Source organism: Exiguobacterium sp. UBA5002, from assembly GCF_002396765.1.
Classification (GTDB): domain Bacteria; phylum Bacillota; class Bacilli; order Exiguobacteriales; family Exiguobacteriaceae; genus Exiguobacterium_A.
Genome location: NZ_DGYQ01000026.1, coordinates 155,481 through 169,310, shown reverse-complemented (window position 1 = coordinate 169,310; position 13,830 = coordinate 155,481). Strand labels below are relative to the sequence as shown.

Genomic DNA, 13,830 nt, shown 5'->3' with positions numbered 1-13,830 from the left:
GTATACGAAACTTTTAACGCTGTTACGAATCGGTAACAAACGAATGATGCAAAATAGCAAATAGTGTGACTATTCACTTGACGTTAATGCTATTCTCACATAAAATCAATTTATCACTTCGTTTAAGTTTTTGAAACTAGGTCAATGCATTTTGGGGAATACATTGCAGTTTCGACGGGACGTTATTGATGTCATAGGCATTATGGCAACTTGGAAATTGAAAAGGAGATGACTTACCGATGAAGAAAAAAACAGTCGGTCTCGCTTTATCAGTCATGCTTGCAGGAAGCGCTGTGCTTGCTGGATGTTCGACAGGTGGCGGAGACAAAGATTCAGGTTCGACAGACGGCAAGAAAAATCTACGTTTAACGGACACTTCGGATATTACGACAGTGGACCCAGCGAAAGCTACGGATTCCGTCGCTTTCAACATGATCGGAAACACGATGGAAGGTCTTTATCGTTTAGACAAGGACGGAAAAGCGATTCCAGCACTTGCAGAAAAAACGGATATCTCAAGCGACAATTTGACGTATACGTTCACGCTTCGTGATTCGAAATGGTCAGACGGTTCACCCGTCAAAGCACAAGATTTTGAATTCGCGTGGAAACGTGCTGCTGATCCAAAAACAGGTTCTAGTTACTCATACATCTTTGACACGTTAAAAAACGGCGCTGATGTTACACAAGGTAAAAAGCCTGTTGATGAACTCGGTGTTAAAGCAATCGATGATAAAACGTTAGAAGTAAAACTCGAGCGTCCAGCTCCGTATTTCCTCTCACTGACATCGTTCGGTACGTATACACCGATCAGTGAAGACTTCTACAAGAAAAACGAAAAAGACTTCTCGCTCAAACCAGATAAATTGCTTTATAACGGGCCTTTCGTTTGGGAATCTTGGAAAACGGATTCAAAACGTGTCCTGAAGAAAAACGACAACTACTGGGATAAAGATGCTGTCAAACTCGACGAAGTCACGATCAGTGTCGTTAAAGATACGTCAACAGTCGCAAACTTGTATGATTCAAATGAAATTGATTACGCAGGTCTGACTTCAGAGCAAGTTGAAGCTTACAAATCGAAGCCTGAATTCAAGACAGCGCTTCGTTCTTCAATCGCTTATCTGAAGTTCAATAACGAAGATGCAACGATGAAAGATGTCAATGCACGTAAAGCAATCGCTCGTGCGATCGATCCAAAAGGTATCACGGATACGCTTCTTGCGAATGGTTCAATTCCAACAACAAGCTTCATTCCAAAAGACTTTGTCAAGGATGCATCAGGTAAAGACTACACGAGCGACATCAACTGGTTCGATCGTGACGCGAAAGAAGCAGCAGATCTTTGGAAAAAAGCAAATGGCGATAAGAAAACGACGATTGAATTGCTTTCGTTCGATAGTGAAGATGCGAAGAAAATCGGTGAGTACATGAAAGGTCAAATCGAGAAGAATCTTCCGAACGTCACTGTCTCAATTAAGCAACAGCCGTTCAAGAACAAACTCGATCTTGAAGCAAAAGGAGATTACCAAATCTCTTACTCACTTTGGGGTCCGGATTACCAAGATCCAATGTCTAACCTGTCCATCTTCGAATCAACGAACAGTCAAAATGACGTGAAGTACAAATCAGCTGCGTATGATAAATTATTAAACGCGGCAAACGACGAGTCAGATTTGACGAAGCGTTTAGATTTGTTCAAACAAGCTGAGGCACAATTGATTGAAAAAGATCAAGCCATCGCACCAATCTATCAAGCTGGTTCTGCATACTTGAGCCGTCCATCGGTTAAAGATTTTAACCGTCAATTGTTCGGAGCAGATTTCCAATACAAATATGTTGATGTGAAGTAATCGAGAACGGGAGCGTCCCTAAGTCAGTTCGGGTGCGCTCCTGTTTTATACTACTTTGAATGAACGGAAACTCATTTTTAGCGGAAATGTGAAATTTTCGTAAAAAAGTGGTTCTAATTACTTTGTTAGCAAAGTATAATGAAACCAAACGAAAAATTCTGACTATTGGACGACATTAAAAAAGCGTCTGATCGAACATCGAATCAAAGCACAATTAAAAAGAATTTTAAATTTTTATAACAAAATTCTTGAATGTTCCGACAATTGTGGGTCATACTGATTTTATTGATGTTTCGAAAAAACAGAAAATCTTTATAGGGGGTGCCATCTTATGGGCCGTTATTTAGCTCAACGCCTGGTTTACGGCGTATTGACGTTTTTACTCATCGCTTCGTTCACTTTCTTCCTGATGGATCTGCTACCAGGTTCACCATTCCAGAACCAGGAGAAACTTTCTCCTGAACAGTTGAATATCCTTCGGGATAAGTACAATTTGAATGATCCACTACCACAACGCTATGCAGCGTACATGGTTAACTTATTCCAAGGAGACCTTGGTGTATCGTTCAAATATGACAGCCGTCCAGTTACGGATTTAATTTCTGAACGAATTGGACCATCGGCTCAACTTGGAGTTCAAGCACTCGTACTTGGTGTACTCTTAGGTCTCGTACTTGGTGTAGTTGCTGCACTTCGTCACAACACAGTTGTCGACTACGGAGCAATGTTCATCTCGGTTCTCGGGATTTCAGTACCATCTTTCGTATTTGCCTCACTCCTTCAGTATTATGTCGGCGTGAAATGGGGCGCTTTGCCAGTAGCGTTCTGGGAAAGTCCGGCGCATACGATTCTACCAACGATTTCGTTGTCTCTTGGGGTCACCGCCTCGATTGCCCGATTCGTAAGGACGGAAATGCTTGAGGTTACAGGTCAGGATTACGTCACGTTAGCTAAAGCAAAAGGCCTAGATGGTCAATCAATCACTTGGAAACACATGGTTCGGAATGCATTGATTCCTGCTATTACGATTCTTGGACCTATGACTGCTGCATTGATCACAGGTACATTTGTCATCGAAAAAATCTTTGCTGTACCTGGACTTGGTGAGTTGTTCGTATCGTCAATCACACAAAATGACTATACAGTTATCATGGGTACGACGCTGTTCTTCTCGGCAATCTTCATTCTCATGATTTTAATCGTCGACTTGCTATACGGTGTCGTTGATCCACGGATTCGTTTGGGGGGTAGTAAATAATGGCTGAACAAAATTCAAATGCAAAAGCGGAACAGTTCGATTCATCGTTATTTCAACAAGTCGAGTTCAATGAACAAGCCGGTGAACGAATTGCCGGTAAAAGCTTAAACTTTTGGCAGGATGCTTGGATGCGCTTGCGTAAAAACAAAGCAGCGATCATTTCTCTTGTCTTGATCATCGTGATTGCCATCATGTCATTAGCGGGTCCTGCAATCTCTGGTAAAGATGCTTATACCCAAACAATCACTCAAGCTAAACTTCCACCTAAAGTAACAGGATTAGAGTGGGCTGGCTTTGATGGTATGGCAACACTTGGTGAGACACCAATCGATTTTTATAAACAAAAACAAGTAAAAGAAAATTATTGGTTTGGTACGGACCACCTTGGTCGTGATCTTTGGTCACGTGTCTGGGAAGGGACGAAAATTTCACTCTTCATCGGTTTGATGGCAGCGCTCATTGACGTTCTCGTCGGTGTCACATACGGTGGTATTTCAGCTTATTACGGCGGTCGTGTCGATAATATCATGCAACGGATCGCGGAAATCCTGACAGGGGTACCGAACTTAATCTTGATCATCCTCTTCATCTTGATTCTTGAACCAGGAATCACGACGATCATCCTCGCGATGACGATTACTGGTTGGATCGGGATGAGTCGACTTGTTCGTGGTCAAATCCTGAAACTAAAGAACCAAGAATTCGTTCTCGCAGCACGTACACTTGGTGCTTCTAGCGCACGTTTAGTCTTCAAGCATTTGATTCCAAATACCTTGGGTACAATCATCATCTCGCTCATGTTCACGATTCCTGGGGCAATCTTCTTCGAAGCTTTCCTAAGCTTCATCGGTCTTGGGCTTGCACCACCGCAACCGTCGCTTGGTACACTGATCAATGAAGGGTACAAAGAACTTAAGACGTTTCCTTTCTTGCTCGTCGTTCCATCGACAGTGCTCGTACTCCTCATGATCAGCTTCAACATGTTGGCAGATGGATTACGTGATGCGTTCGATCCACGTCTACGTCGCTAACAAATATTAGATTAGAGAGGAGCTCATCCAAAATGGAAACAATCTTGTCAGTCCGCGACCTGAACGTCGCTTTCCATACGTACGCCGGGACGGTACAAGCCGTCCGCGGAGTATCGTTCGATTTAAAAAAAGGTGAAACACTCGCAATCGTTGGTGAGTCCGGTTCTGGTAAATCGGTTACTTCAAAAGCCATCATGCGTCTGATTCCAAATCCGCCAGGTGAAATCACAAAAGGTGAGATCTTATTCGAAGGTCGCGATTTGGTTAAGCTTTCTGATAAAGAAATGCAAAAAGTACGCGGTCGTGATATCGCAATGATCTTCCAAGATCCAATGACATCACTTAATCCGACAATGACGATCTACAAACAGATTGCCGAAGGTTTAAAACGTCACCAAGGATTGACAGGTGATGCTGCTAAAAAACGTACGCTTGAATTACTGACGCTTGTAGGGATTCCAAACCCAGAAGCACGTCTGAAACAATATCCACACCAATTGTCTGGTGGGATGCGTCAACGGATCGTCATCGCAATCGCACTTGCTTGTAATCCGAAAGTCTTGATTGCCGATGAGCCGACGACAGCACTCGATGTTACGATTCAAGCGCAAATCCTTGAGTTATTGAAAGACATTCAACAAAAAACGGGTACAGCGATCATCTTCATTACGCACGATTTAGGCGTTGTAGCGAACATGGCCGATCGTGTAGCGGTCATGTATGCAGGTAAATTAATTGAGAAGGGTACAGTCGATGAGATTTTCTACGAGCCACGTCATCCATATACTTGGGGACTCCTTGGTTCAATGCCACGTCCATCGGATGACCGTTCACAAGATTTACCGGCGATTCCAGGAACACCACCTAACTTACTTCATCCACCAGTCGGTGACGCGTTTGCACCACGAAATAAATATGCAATGAAGATTGATTTTGAAAAAGAACCTCCTTTCTTCAAAATTACAGATACTCACGAAGCGGCGACATGGTTGCTCCACCCACAAGCACCGTATGTTGAGCCACCACTTGCAATTCGGGATCTGGCGTTGAAATACCGCCCAGATAGCGTATTCGCGAAATCGCTTCTGAAAGGCGGTCTGAAATAATGGAAAACCGTAATAAATTACTTGAAGTAAAAAACTTGAAGCAACACTTCAACATTGGACGCGGACGTGTCGTTAAAGCGGTTGATGGTTTATCATTCGATATCTATGAAGGCGAAGTACTTGGTCTTGTAGGTGAATCGGGTTGTGGTAAATCAACGACTGGTCGCTCAATCATCGGATTGTATGAGGCGACAGACGGCGAAGTCATGTTCAAAGGTGAAAACGTTCATGGTAAAAAGTCGCGTAAAGATAAACTGAAGTTCAACCGTGCTATGCAAATGATTTTCCAAGACCCTTATGCGTCACTTAACCCACGGATGACAGTCGGTGATATCATCGCTGAGGGAATTGATATTCATGGTCTAGCAAAGTCGAAAGACGAGCGGAATAACCGTGTGTACGATTTACTCGAAACAGTTGGTTTGACGAAAGAACATGCGAGCCGTTACCCACACGAGTTCTCAGGTGGTCAGCGTCAACGGATTGGAATCGCGCGTGCGCTTGCTGTAGAACCGGACTTCATCATCGCGGATGAGCCAATCTCGGCACTTGACGTATCGATTCAAGCGCAGGTCGTCAACTTGATGAAAAAACTGCAACGTGACCGTAGTTTGACTTACTTGTTCATCGCCCACGACTTATCGATGGTAAAATATATCTCGGATCGTATCGGCGTTATGTACCAAGGTCACCTCGTTGAACTATGTAGTGCGGATCGCTTATATGAGAATCCGGTCCATGCTTATACGAAATCGCTCTTGTCTGCGATTCCGCTTCCGGATCCAGAGCACGAGCGTACGCGTAAGCGGATCGTTTATGATCGTCCGACGAGTGGACCTGTTGGTAAATCAGATGAAGATTCAAGCATTCCACCACTTCGTGAAATCGAACCAGGTCATTTTGTTTCGATGACGGATGCAGAACTGGAAGCATATCAAGCGCAACTCGTATAATTGTTTAAAACAAAAGGCATTTCCACGTTGATCGTGGAAACGCCTTTTAATTTTCTGATGCAATTCGTGGAAGATGCGCGAAGCGATGAACGACAGAATCAATCGCATCAAGACGGCGCATGGCTTCATCAAAATCGATTTTTTCATAGTGATGTAGTCCGCCTGGTTGTTCTTCTAGCGTATCCGCATCGTGCACAAGTTGTTGAAGTGGTGTCCGATTGATTGCACCAGGTGGAAGATACGAATCCGTATGCAAGAGAACGGCAAGTGCGATTTCTTTGGCGCGTGCTGGTTCTTCACCAAGGCGAATCAAAAGTTTATGGGCGCGTTCAGCCCCTTTAATGGCATGAATATCATTTTGACGATAGAGATCATAGTTCCAAGTGCCATCGGTATACCATTCGTAATGCCCGATGTCATGGAGGAGTGCAGCTTTCGTAGCTGTATCCGCATCTAAACCTCGCTTCGTAGCGAGCGTCAGAGCGCGTTCAGCTACTGAAATCGCATGATTCAAGCCAGAACGGGATAAATATTTTTGAGCGATCGGATGATCGAGAATAGTGACGAGTGTTAATGACATGAATGAAAAACTCCTTCCTCAGCGTTGATATTTCTATACACTCTACAGAAAATTGAAAGAAATTGCAACTGTTTTTCATTACTCAATCGACAATCTCACATATTTAATTGCTTAAAGTAGGAATAGATTATTGATATACGTGGTATACTTACTAATGTAGAAGATGATTATTTTGCTTTCGTAGGTTGTTAGTTCTGTTTCGGACCGATTGGGGTGTCGGAATATGAAAGAACGTGACAAAAAGAAAAAGCTGAAGAAGCGCCTTTTGCGGGATATTTTAGAGAAAAAACTAAAAGAAATAAAACTTCCTAAAGCAAAAGAGACGATTTCTCAGCCATTTGATCACACGCCAGCTTGTTAAAGCCACGTGGTGGCTTTAACAAGCTTTTTTACGAAAAGTTCTTTCATCTTTATAAAAAAGCTAGGTTTTCTGCTTTATTAGATGTAAACTGTCAAGTAATAGAACCATCATCGATATCTATGTATTCACTTAGGTGTTGAATGATGTTAAATCAGGGGGAGGATGTTTTTCAATGGTAACACTCTATACTTCACCAAGTTGTACTTCTTGTCGGAAAGCACGCGCGTGGCTTGAAGAACATGAAATCCCGTTCGTAGAACGTAATATTTTTTCAGAACCATTATCGCTCGATGAAATCAAACAGATTCTTCGAATGACGGAAGATGGAACGGACGAGATTATCTCAACGCGTTCAAAAGTCTTCTCGAAACTCGATGTTTCCGTTGAAAACTTATCGTTGCAGCACCTATACGATTTAATTCAAGAATATCCTGGATTATTGCGTCGTCCGATTTTGATTGACGAAAAACGTCTTCAAGTAGGATATAACGAGGATGAAATCCGTCGATTCTTACCACGCAAGGTGCGTACATTCCAACTTTTGGAAGCACAGCGCCTTGTAAACGAGTAATTTTAAAAAGCACGCTGCCTCGTGAGCAGTGTGCTTTTTGTTACCGATAAAAAAGGTTAAAATAAAGATAACAAAGGAATAGAAATATATCCTTCGGATTCGAAAGTGTGAATCCAAGTCATGTCCTCGTTCGTATTCTAAATAAGGAACGAGAAGAAAGGAGTGGACAGATTGAAAATCGAACGCGTCAATGACAATACGGTCAAGTTCTTCATCACTTATACTGACATCGAACGCCGTGGTTTTGCCCGAGATGAGATTTGGTATAATCGGGAACGGGGAGAACAGTTATTCTGGCAGATGATGGACGAAGCGAATGAAAAAGAGTCCATCTCCTTCGAAGGTCCACTATGGATACAAGTGCAAGCTTTTGAAAAAGGTCTTGAAGTCACTGTAACGATCGCAAAAAATGCAGTCGATGGTGAACAAGTCGATGAAGACGAACTCGATTCACTTTTACGATCAGCGATGTCTGAGACAGAAGATAAAGATACAGAATTAAGCCAGGATGTCTTATTCGAAACGCATGATTTCGAGCATATCATTGCGCTTAGTCAATATGCGAATGCTCCTGTCTTCGCAGAACTTGAAACAGCGCTTTACCAAAAGGATGGACTTTATCTACTACATGTTCATTTCGAAGATGATGTGGATGTAGAAGCACAAGAAAATGTCATGAGTTTAATTGCTGAATATCTTCACTTTAGCGAACAAACGATTCATCCTGTCGCTGAATATGGAAAACAAATCATTGCTTCAGATGTCTTTGCCTTTATTCGGAAACACTTTCCGAACTAAAGGAACTAAAAGCGCGAGTAAAAGGAGGATCACGAATCGTGATACCTCCTTTTATTCTGACATTAAGTGAGGGTATAGCCACCGTCTACGATAAGGGCTTGCCCATTGATGTAACTCGCTTTATTCGAGAGTAAGAAACAAACGACTTCTGCGATTTCAGAAGGTTGTGCAGGTTCGCCACGAAGATGATGCTTCATCGCAAGATCAAACTTATCTTTCCCGCCATATAATGCGTGGCTCAGTGATGTGTCGACCGGTCCCGGACAAATGGCATTAAAACGATACTTGCCATGGAAGCGGGCAGCGTATGTCTTTGTCAGTGTCAATAAAGCGCTCTTAGACGATGCATAGGGTAAGAGCATGGCGGGAAACTTGACGTGACCGACAATGGCGCTATTATTGACGATAGAGGCACCTTTTGAGAAACGTTTCGTCGCGAGCTGGATAATTCGTTCGGGCGCATGATAGTTCACTTGGAATACTTCTTTTTGTTGATCGGAGACACGTTCAGGTGCAACGGGTTTCCCGAAAGTACCTGCATTGTTGAAAATCCCGTCGATTTCTGGGAAATCTTCTTGTGTTTCTTCAAAGAACGCATCGATTGCAGAGGAATCAGCTAAGTCGACAGGGAAGAAATATAAACGTCCTTCTCCGTTTGATTCAAGAGAGGATCCCTTTTCTTCATTGCGACCAATCGCAAGGACGGTATGTCCCTCCCGAATGAGTTGAAGGGAAGTTGCCTCACCAATTCCACTTGTTGCACCAGTGATGATATACGTACCCATTTAAACGCTTCCTTTCTGTCATCAGTTTAAATACGATTTGTACTACCTACATAAAAGGAGGGGGATTCATGCTACGACGTGTACAACTTCTCATGACCCTCATCTTGACCATCGGCTTGATTGCCTTTTTATCCTACTATTGGAGTGTCTATATGGTAGGTTGGCTGTCCATCGTCATCATCTTGGTCGTCATGAGCGTGTTCGTCATCATTCTACTCGAAAATCGAAACCCAGAACGAACGCTCGTCTGGGCACTCGTCATGATGGCATTGCCTGTCGTTGGCGTATTCGTGTATTTCACATTTGGTCAGAACTACCGTCGAAAACGAATGTTTCGACTGAAGGCAATGCTTGATGAAGAGTCTTACATTAAGTATCGTAACCAGTTTAAGGCAGGGGTACACCAATCAGTGTTCCAAGAAGGACATTATGGAAAAGTTGTGACACTTATCGATTCAATCAGTCGCCTTCCGATTTCGTATAATACACATACAAGAATCTTGACGAATGGTCAGGAAAAGTTTCCGATTCTTTTAGAAGAGATTCGTCAAGCACAGCATCATATTCATTTGGAGTACTATATCGTACGGGATGATCAACTTGCGCTTCAATTACAGGAAGCGTTGATTGAAAAGGCCGAGCAAGGAATCGAGGTCCGTTTTCTTTATGATGCCGTCGGATGTTTTTCGACGGGTAAGCATTATTTCAAGAAGATGCAGGCGGCTGGCGTTGAGGTTCGCGCGTTTTTCCCTGTCGTCTTACCGTTTATTTCGAGTAAATCGAACTACCGGAATCATCGGAAAATCGTCGTCATCGATGGAACGGTTGCATTTACAGGCGGAATCAACATTGGGGATGAGTATATCGGTCGCGATCAACATTTTGGTTTTTGGCGTGATACCCATCTTCTCGTAAGGGGAGAGGCTGTCTCTGAACTCCAACTGATTTTTCTCCAAGACTGGTATTACATGACAGGTGAACGGCTGTTTACACCGTTTTACATGGAGCCACTTGAGTACGTTGAAGAAGCAACAGGGGGTGTTCAAATCATTGCGAGCGGTCCTGATGAGCCACATGAGGCAATGAAATCACTTTACTTCGGGCTCATAACGGAAGCGCGTGAATCAGTCTATATTGCTTCTCCGTATTTGATACCGGATGAAGACCTGATGACAGCACTGAAGACAGCTGCTATGGCAGGGATTGATGTCCGTATTTTGCTACCGAGCTTTCCAGACCATAAAATCGTATTTTACGCGAGCCGTTCTTATTTTGATGACTTGCTACGAGCTGGTGTGAAAATTTACGAGTACAATAAGGGATTCATGCACTCGAAAGTCATCGTTGTGGACGACGCCATCGCAACGATTGGGACAGCGAACATGGATTTACGTAGTTTTCATTTGAATTTCGAAGTGAATGCTTTCTTATATGGAACGAACTCTGTCCATGAACTAACACGTGATTTTTATGAAGATTTTAGCCATTCGACACAAGTTGATGCTGATATGTTCCATCGGCGTCCATTACGACGTCGATTGATTGAATCGATTTCACGTTTATTCTCACCGTTACTCTAGAAAAAGGGGACGATTCAGATGTTTGAAGCCATTGATGCTTCTGGTAAACGCATCATGATTCACAGATTTCCCATCCATGAATTAAAAGCGATGTCCTTACGTTGTCCGTATTGCCTGAAGCCCTTGCGCGTCAGGCAAGGACGACGACCACATTTTGCACATATCTCAGCTTGTTCAGGAGAAAGTAGTGTGCATATGTCCTGGAAAAAGCGCATTGCCGATTCTTTAATAAACGCAGGTATCCAAGTCGAAATTGAATGGGTGACTGGAGAGAGACGTTTTGACCTGTGGATACCAGAACAGAAACTTGGAATTGAGATTCAACGTTCTCCGATGTCGGCAGAGGAATGGATTAGACGAGCCAGACTTGATGCGAAACAAGAACAAACGGTTCGGTGGATCGGATTTCATCCTTCACATGGTGTCACGTTGCGATTGCAGGGTTGGATGCGACAAGCATTTTTACAAAATGATTATTTGGATCTGATCGTCGAGAATCAAATCCGGAGATTTCGACATCCAGTTCCTTTTGCAAAACACCATGTCTATTGCACGGTTCAATCGCTCTCGTTATCTGATTTTCTCTCGACAGAGCCTTCATCATTTCCTCGGAAATTTTCAATCGCTCGATGGCAAGGGATCGTTCATCGCTATCAGCGACGTCCTTTTTATCCTTCATTACCTCCACGCATTCTCAAGACCCCACTGTATCAAGCAGGTCTCCATCTACAAAACCTTCCCTCTTTTGCCTTTCTTCCGATCACACGTCTATTATTTCTCCCCGTCCATCCCTTTGAATTTCAAATCGCAGTCTTTTTAAAGCTAAAAGGGAGATATACTTCAATCCATCTAGAACATGCCATAAATCAACTGCTTTACCAATTGAATCTATCGATTGAAAGAGATTTGATTGATGCTCTCGTCAGAGAATGGATGGAACGGATCGAGGAGTCGAATAAGCTGTTTTAGCAGGAGCACTTCGATTGTTTGTCGAAAAGAAAACAGGTATAACTGAATTAAAGGAGTGAGGGAAATGGCAGAAGTATTAACACGTCAAGATGTTGACGTTACAGAAACATGGAATCTAGAGTCAATTTACACAACGAACGAAGCGTGGGAAGAAGAATTCGAATCGGTGAAAGCAATGCTTCCATTACTCGTCGAGTATAAGGGTCGTCTTGGACAGAGTGCAGAAACGCTCTATGAAGGGTTACAGTTACGAGATGAAGTCTCAAGACGTCTTTATAAGCTTTATACATACGCGCATATGCGTTATGACGAAAATACAGCAGATAGTTTCTACCAAGCTATGAACGACCGTGCTCGAACACTCGCGTCGCAAATCGGAGCAACACTTGCTTTCATGACACCAGAACTATTAGCTGTACCTGAGTCAACGATTGAGACGTATCTTAATGAGAATCCAGATCTTGCGATGTATCGTCATGCATTTGATGAATTGAATCAAGAGCGTGAACACGTCCTGACGGAAGCGGAAGAAGCGATTCTTGCAAAGGCAGGAGAAGTACTCGGTCAATCCGGTACGACGTTCGGTATGTTGAACAATGCAGATCTGACATTCCCAAAAATCAAAGGGGAAGACGGAGAAGAGACAGAGTTGACACATGGTCGCTTCATCACATTCCTGGAATCATCTGATCGTTCGGTCCGTGAAGCCGCATTTAAAGCGATGTATGGAACATATGCGAAATACACGAATACGCTCGCTTCGACACTTGCTGGGTCAGTTAAGAAAGACAACTTCTATGCGGATGTCCGGAAGTTCCCATCGGCACGCGCAGCAGCGTTACACGGTAATGCGATTCCTGAGTCCGTCTATGATGGATTAGTTGAAGCGGTACATGAGCATTTACCATTACTCCATCGTTACGTCGCCCTACGTAAGCGAGTACTCGGACTCGATGAACTACACGTGTATGATATGTACACACCGCTCGTTTCTGAGGTGGAGATGAAAGTCTCTTACAAGGAAGCGAAACAATTGATGGTTGAAGGGCTCGCACCGCTCGGAGCAGAGTACAAGCATATCCTCGAAGAAGGGTTGTCTGAACGTTGGGTTGATGTCCGGGAGACGCGTGGTAAACGGAGTGGAGCTTACTCTTCTGGAGCTTATGATACACAGCCGTTCATTTTGATGAACTGGCAAGACAATATCAACAACCTCTTTACACTCGCACATGAATTCGGACATTCCGTCCATAGTTATTACACGCGGAAGTCTCAACCATATCCATACGGTGACTATTCAATCTTCGTCGCAGAAGTCGCTTCAACGACGAATGAAGCATTGTTGAACGACTATCTATTGAAGAAAGTGACGGATCGTAAAGAAAAACTCTATCTATTAAACAATCAACTCGAAACATTCCGCGGAACATTGTTCCGACAAACGATGTTCGCCGAGTTCGAACATGCAATTCATGATGCGGCTCGTCTTGGACAATCGCTGACACCGGAATTCTTAACGTCAACGTATTATGCGTTGAATCAAAAATACTTCGGAGACGAAATTGTATTAGATGAAGAAATCGGTCTAGAATGGGCTCGGATTCCACACTTCTATTACAATTATTATGTCTATCAGTATGCAACGGGCATTTCTGCTGCCGCTGCTTTGACGGATCAGATTCTAGAAGAAGGACAACCTGCTGTAGAGCGATACATTAACAATTTCTTAAAAGCGGGATCAAGTGATTATCCAATCGAAGTTTTAAAAGCTGCGGGTGTCGATATGACAACAAAAGCGCCAGTTGAAGCAGCATTGCGTCAATTTGAACGTGTCCTAGATGAATTTGAAGCTTTGTTAGCAGAGTGACATCTTTGTGACAAAGTGAACAAAGAGTGGAAAAGAGGCGTAGTCCACGATATACTTATATTGTGAAGAGGGTCACATTCCCCAGTCGATTCTCTTTTTCCCCCATCCAGTGGTCAAA

Annotated in this window: 13 protein-coding genes; 11 read left to right on the top strand and 2 right to left on the bottom strand. The window is 43.3% G+C overall.

All coding sequences use genetic code 11. The features are described from left to right. Window positions 1-239: 239 nt before the first annotated feature. From B4C70_RS08065 to B4C70_RS08045, 5 genes are all read left to right on the top strand, one after another. Window positions 240-1,853, top strand: coding sequence for a peptide ABC transporter substrate-binding protein (locus tag B4C70_RS08065; protein ID WP_214853139.1), 1,614 nt, complete (start codon window positions 240-242; stop codon window positions 1,851-1,853). A gap of 331 nt (window positions 1,854-2,184) precedes the next feature. After that, a complete protein-coding gene (opp3b, locus tag B4C70_RS08060; protein ID WP_035406592.1) occupies window positions 2,185-3,111 on the top strand; it encodes an oligopeptide ABC transporter permease in 927 nt (308 codons plus the stop codon). After that, complete coding sequence (gene opp3C, locus B4C70_RS08055; protein WP_035406596.1) at window positions 3,111-4,142, top strand: oligopeptide ABC transporter permease; 1,032 nt, start codon at window positions 3,111-3,113, stop codon at window positions 4,140-4,142. The genes opp3b and opp3C overlap by 1 nt, the downstream gene beginning before the upstream one ends. A 32-nt stretch (window positions 4,143-4,174) precedes the next feature. Beyond that, window positions 4,175-5,248: an ABC transporter ATP-binding protein gene (locus B4C70_RS08050; protein ID WP_035406599.1), complete on the top strand. Its 1,074-nt coding sequence runs from the start codon at window positions 4,175-4,177 to the stop codon at window positions 5,246-5,248. Next, entirely contained in the window at window positions 5,248-6,201 is a 954-nt protein-coding gene (locus B4C70_RS08045; RefSeq protein WP_035406602.1) for an ABC transporter ATP-binding protein, read from the top strand. Before B4C70_RS08050 ends, B4C70_RS08045 begins: the two co-directional genes overlap by 1 nt. Window positions 6,202-6,247: 46 nt before the next feature. Here the strand turns inward: B4C70_RS08045 and B4C70_RS08040 are convergent, their stop codons facing one another. Further along, window positions 6,248-6,781 (bottom strand): HD domain-containing protein, encoded by a 534-nt coding sequence (locus tag B4C70_RS08040; protein WP_035406605.1) that lies wholly within the window; start codon window positions 6,779-6,781, stop codon window positions 6,248-6,250. Window positions 6,782-7,004: 223 nt separating this feature from the next. Here B4C70_RS08040 and B4C70_RS08035 point away from each other — a divergent pair, with 223 nt between their 5' ends. The 3 genes from B4C70_RS08035 to mecA all read left to right on the top strand — a co-directional run bounded on the left by B4C70_RS08035 (window position 7,005) and on the right by mecA (window position 8,511). Beyond that, on the top strand, window positions 7,005-7,142 hold the full coding sequence (locus B4C70_RS08035) for a hypothetical protein (RefSeq protein ID WP_290778280.1): 138 nt from the start codon (window positions 7,005-7,007) through the stop codon (window positions 7,140-7,142). A 172-nt stretch (window positions 7,143-7,314) separates the two neighbouring features. Further along, window positions 7,315-7,713 carry a transcriptional regulator SpxA gene (gene spxA / locus B4C70_RS08030; protein ID WP_012370920.1) on the top strand — a complete coding sequence of 133 codons (399 nt, stop codon included), beginning with the start codon at window positions 7,315-7,317 and terminating at the stop codon, window positions 7,711-7,713. A 171-nt stretch (window positions 7,714-7,884) separates the two neighbouring features. Next, window positions 7,885-8,511 (top strand): adaptor protein MecA, encoded by a 627-nt coding sequence (gene mecA / locus B4C70_RS08025; RefSeq protein ID WP_214853154.1) that lies wholly within the window; start codon window positions 7,885-7,887, stop codon window positions 8,509-8,511. Between the two features lie 62 nt (window positions 8,512-8,573). Here mecA and B4C70_RS08020 read toward each other — a convergent pair whose 3' ends face one another. Then, window positions 8,574-9,296 (bottom strand): SDR family NAD(P)-dependent oxidoreductase, encoded by a 723-nt coding sequence (locus B4C70_RS08020; protein ID WP_290778277.1) that lies wholly within the window; start codon window positions 9,294-9,296, stop codon window positions 8,574-8,576. A gap of 68 nt (window positions 9,297-9,364) precedes the next feature. On the opposite strand from B4C70_RS08020, the gene cls reads away from it, so the two are divergent. The 3 genes from cls to pepF all read left to right on the top strand — a co-directional run bounded on the left by cls (window position 9,365) and on the right by pepF (window position 13,712). Continuing rightward, window positions 9,365-10,876 (top strand): cardiolipin synthase, encoded by a 1,512-nt coding sequence (gene cls / locus B4C70_RS08015; protein ID WP_290778274.1) that lies wholly within the window; start codon window positions 9,365-9,367, stop codon window positions 10,874-10,876. 18 nt (window positions 10,877-10,894) lie between these two features. Next, on the top strand, window positions 10,895-11,845 hold the full coding sequence (locus B4C70_RS08010) for a competence protein CoiA family protein (RefSeq protein ID WP_290778272.1): 951 nt from the start codon (window positions 10,895-10,897) through the stop codon (window positions 11,843-11,845). 64 nt (window positions 11,846-11,909) lie between these two features. Then, complete coding sequence (gene pepF / locus B4C70_RS08005) at window positions 11,910-13,712, top strand: oligoendopeptidase F (protein WP_290778269.1); 1,803 nt, start codon at window positions 11,910-11,912, stop codon at window positions 13,710-13,712. The last annotated feature ends 118 nt before the right edge of the window (window positions 13,713-13,830 follow it).

Bases quoted from the DNA above. Each gene is read 5' to 3' on its own strand.
- opp3C (WP_035406596.1), top strand. From the start codon at position 3,111: ATGGCTGAACAAAATTCAAATGCAAAAGCGGAACAGTTCGATTCATCG.
- pepF (WP_290778269.1), top strand. From the start codon at position 11,910: ATGGCAGAAGTATTAACACGTCAAGATGTTGACGTTACAGAAACATGG.
- B4C70_RS08020 (WP_290778277.1), bottom strand. From the start codon at position 9,296: ATGGGTACGTATATCATCACTGGTGCAACAAGTGGAATTGGTGAGGCA.
- B4C70_RS08045 (WP_035406602.1), top strand. From the start codon at position 5,248: ATGGAAAACCGTAATAAATTACTTGAAGTAAAAAACTTGAAGCAACAC.
- B4C70_RS08065 (WP_214853139.1), top strand. From the start codon at position 240: ATGAAGAAAAAAACAGTCGGTCTCGCTTTATCAGTCATGCTTGCAGGA.
- B4C70_RS08040 (WP_035406605.1), bottom strand. From the start codon at position 6,781: ATGTCATTAACACTCGTCACTATTCTCGATCATCCGATCGCTCAAAAA.
- cls (WP_290778274.1), top strand. From the start codon at position 9,365: ATGCTACGACGTGTACAACTTCTCATGACCCTCATCTTGACCATCGGC.
- spxA (WP_012370920.1), top strand. From the start codon at position 7,315: ATGGTAACACTCTATACTTCACCAAGTTGTACTTCTTGTCGGAAAGCA.
- B4C70_RS08050 (WP_035406599.1), top strand. From the start codon at position 4,175: ATGGAAACAATCTTGTCAGTCCGCGACCTGAACGTCGCTTTCCATACG.
- B4C70_RS08010 (WP_290778272.1), top strand. From the start codon at position 10,895: ATGTTTGAAGCCATTGATGCTTCTGGTAAACGCATCATGATTCACAGA.
- opp3b (WP_035406592.1), top strand. From the start codon at position 2,185: ATGGGCCGTTATTTAGCTCAACGCCTGGTTTACGGCGTATTGACGTTT.
- B4C70_RS08035 (WP_290778280.1), top strand. From the start codon at position 7,005: ATGAAAGAACGTGACAAAAAGAAAAAGCTGAAGAAGCGCCTTTTGCGG.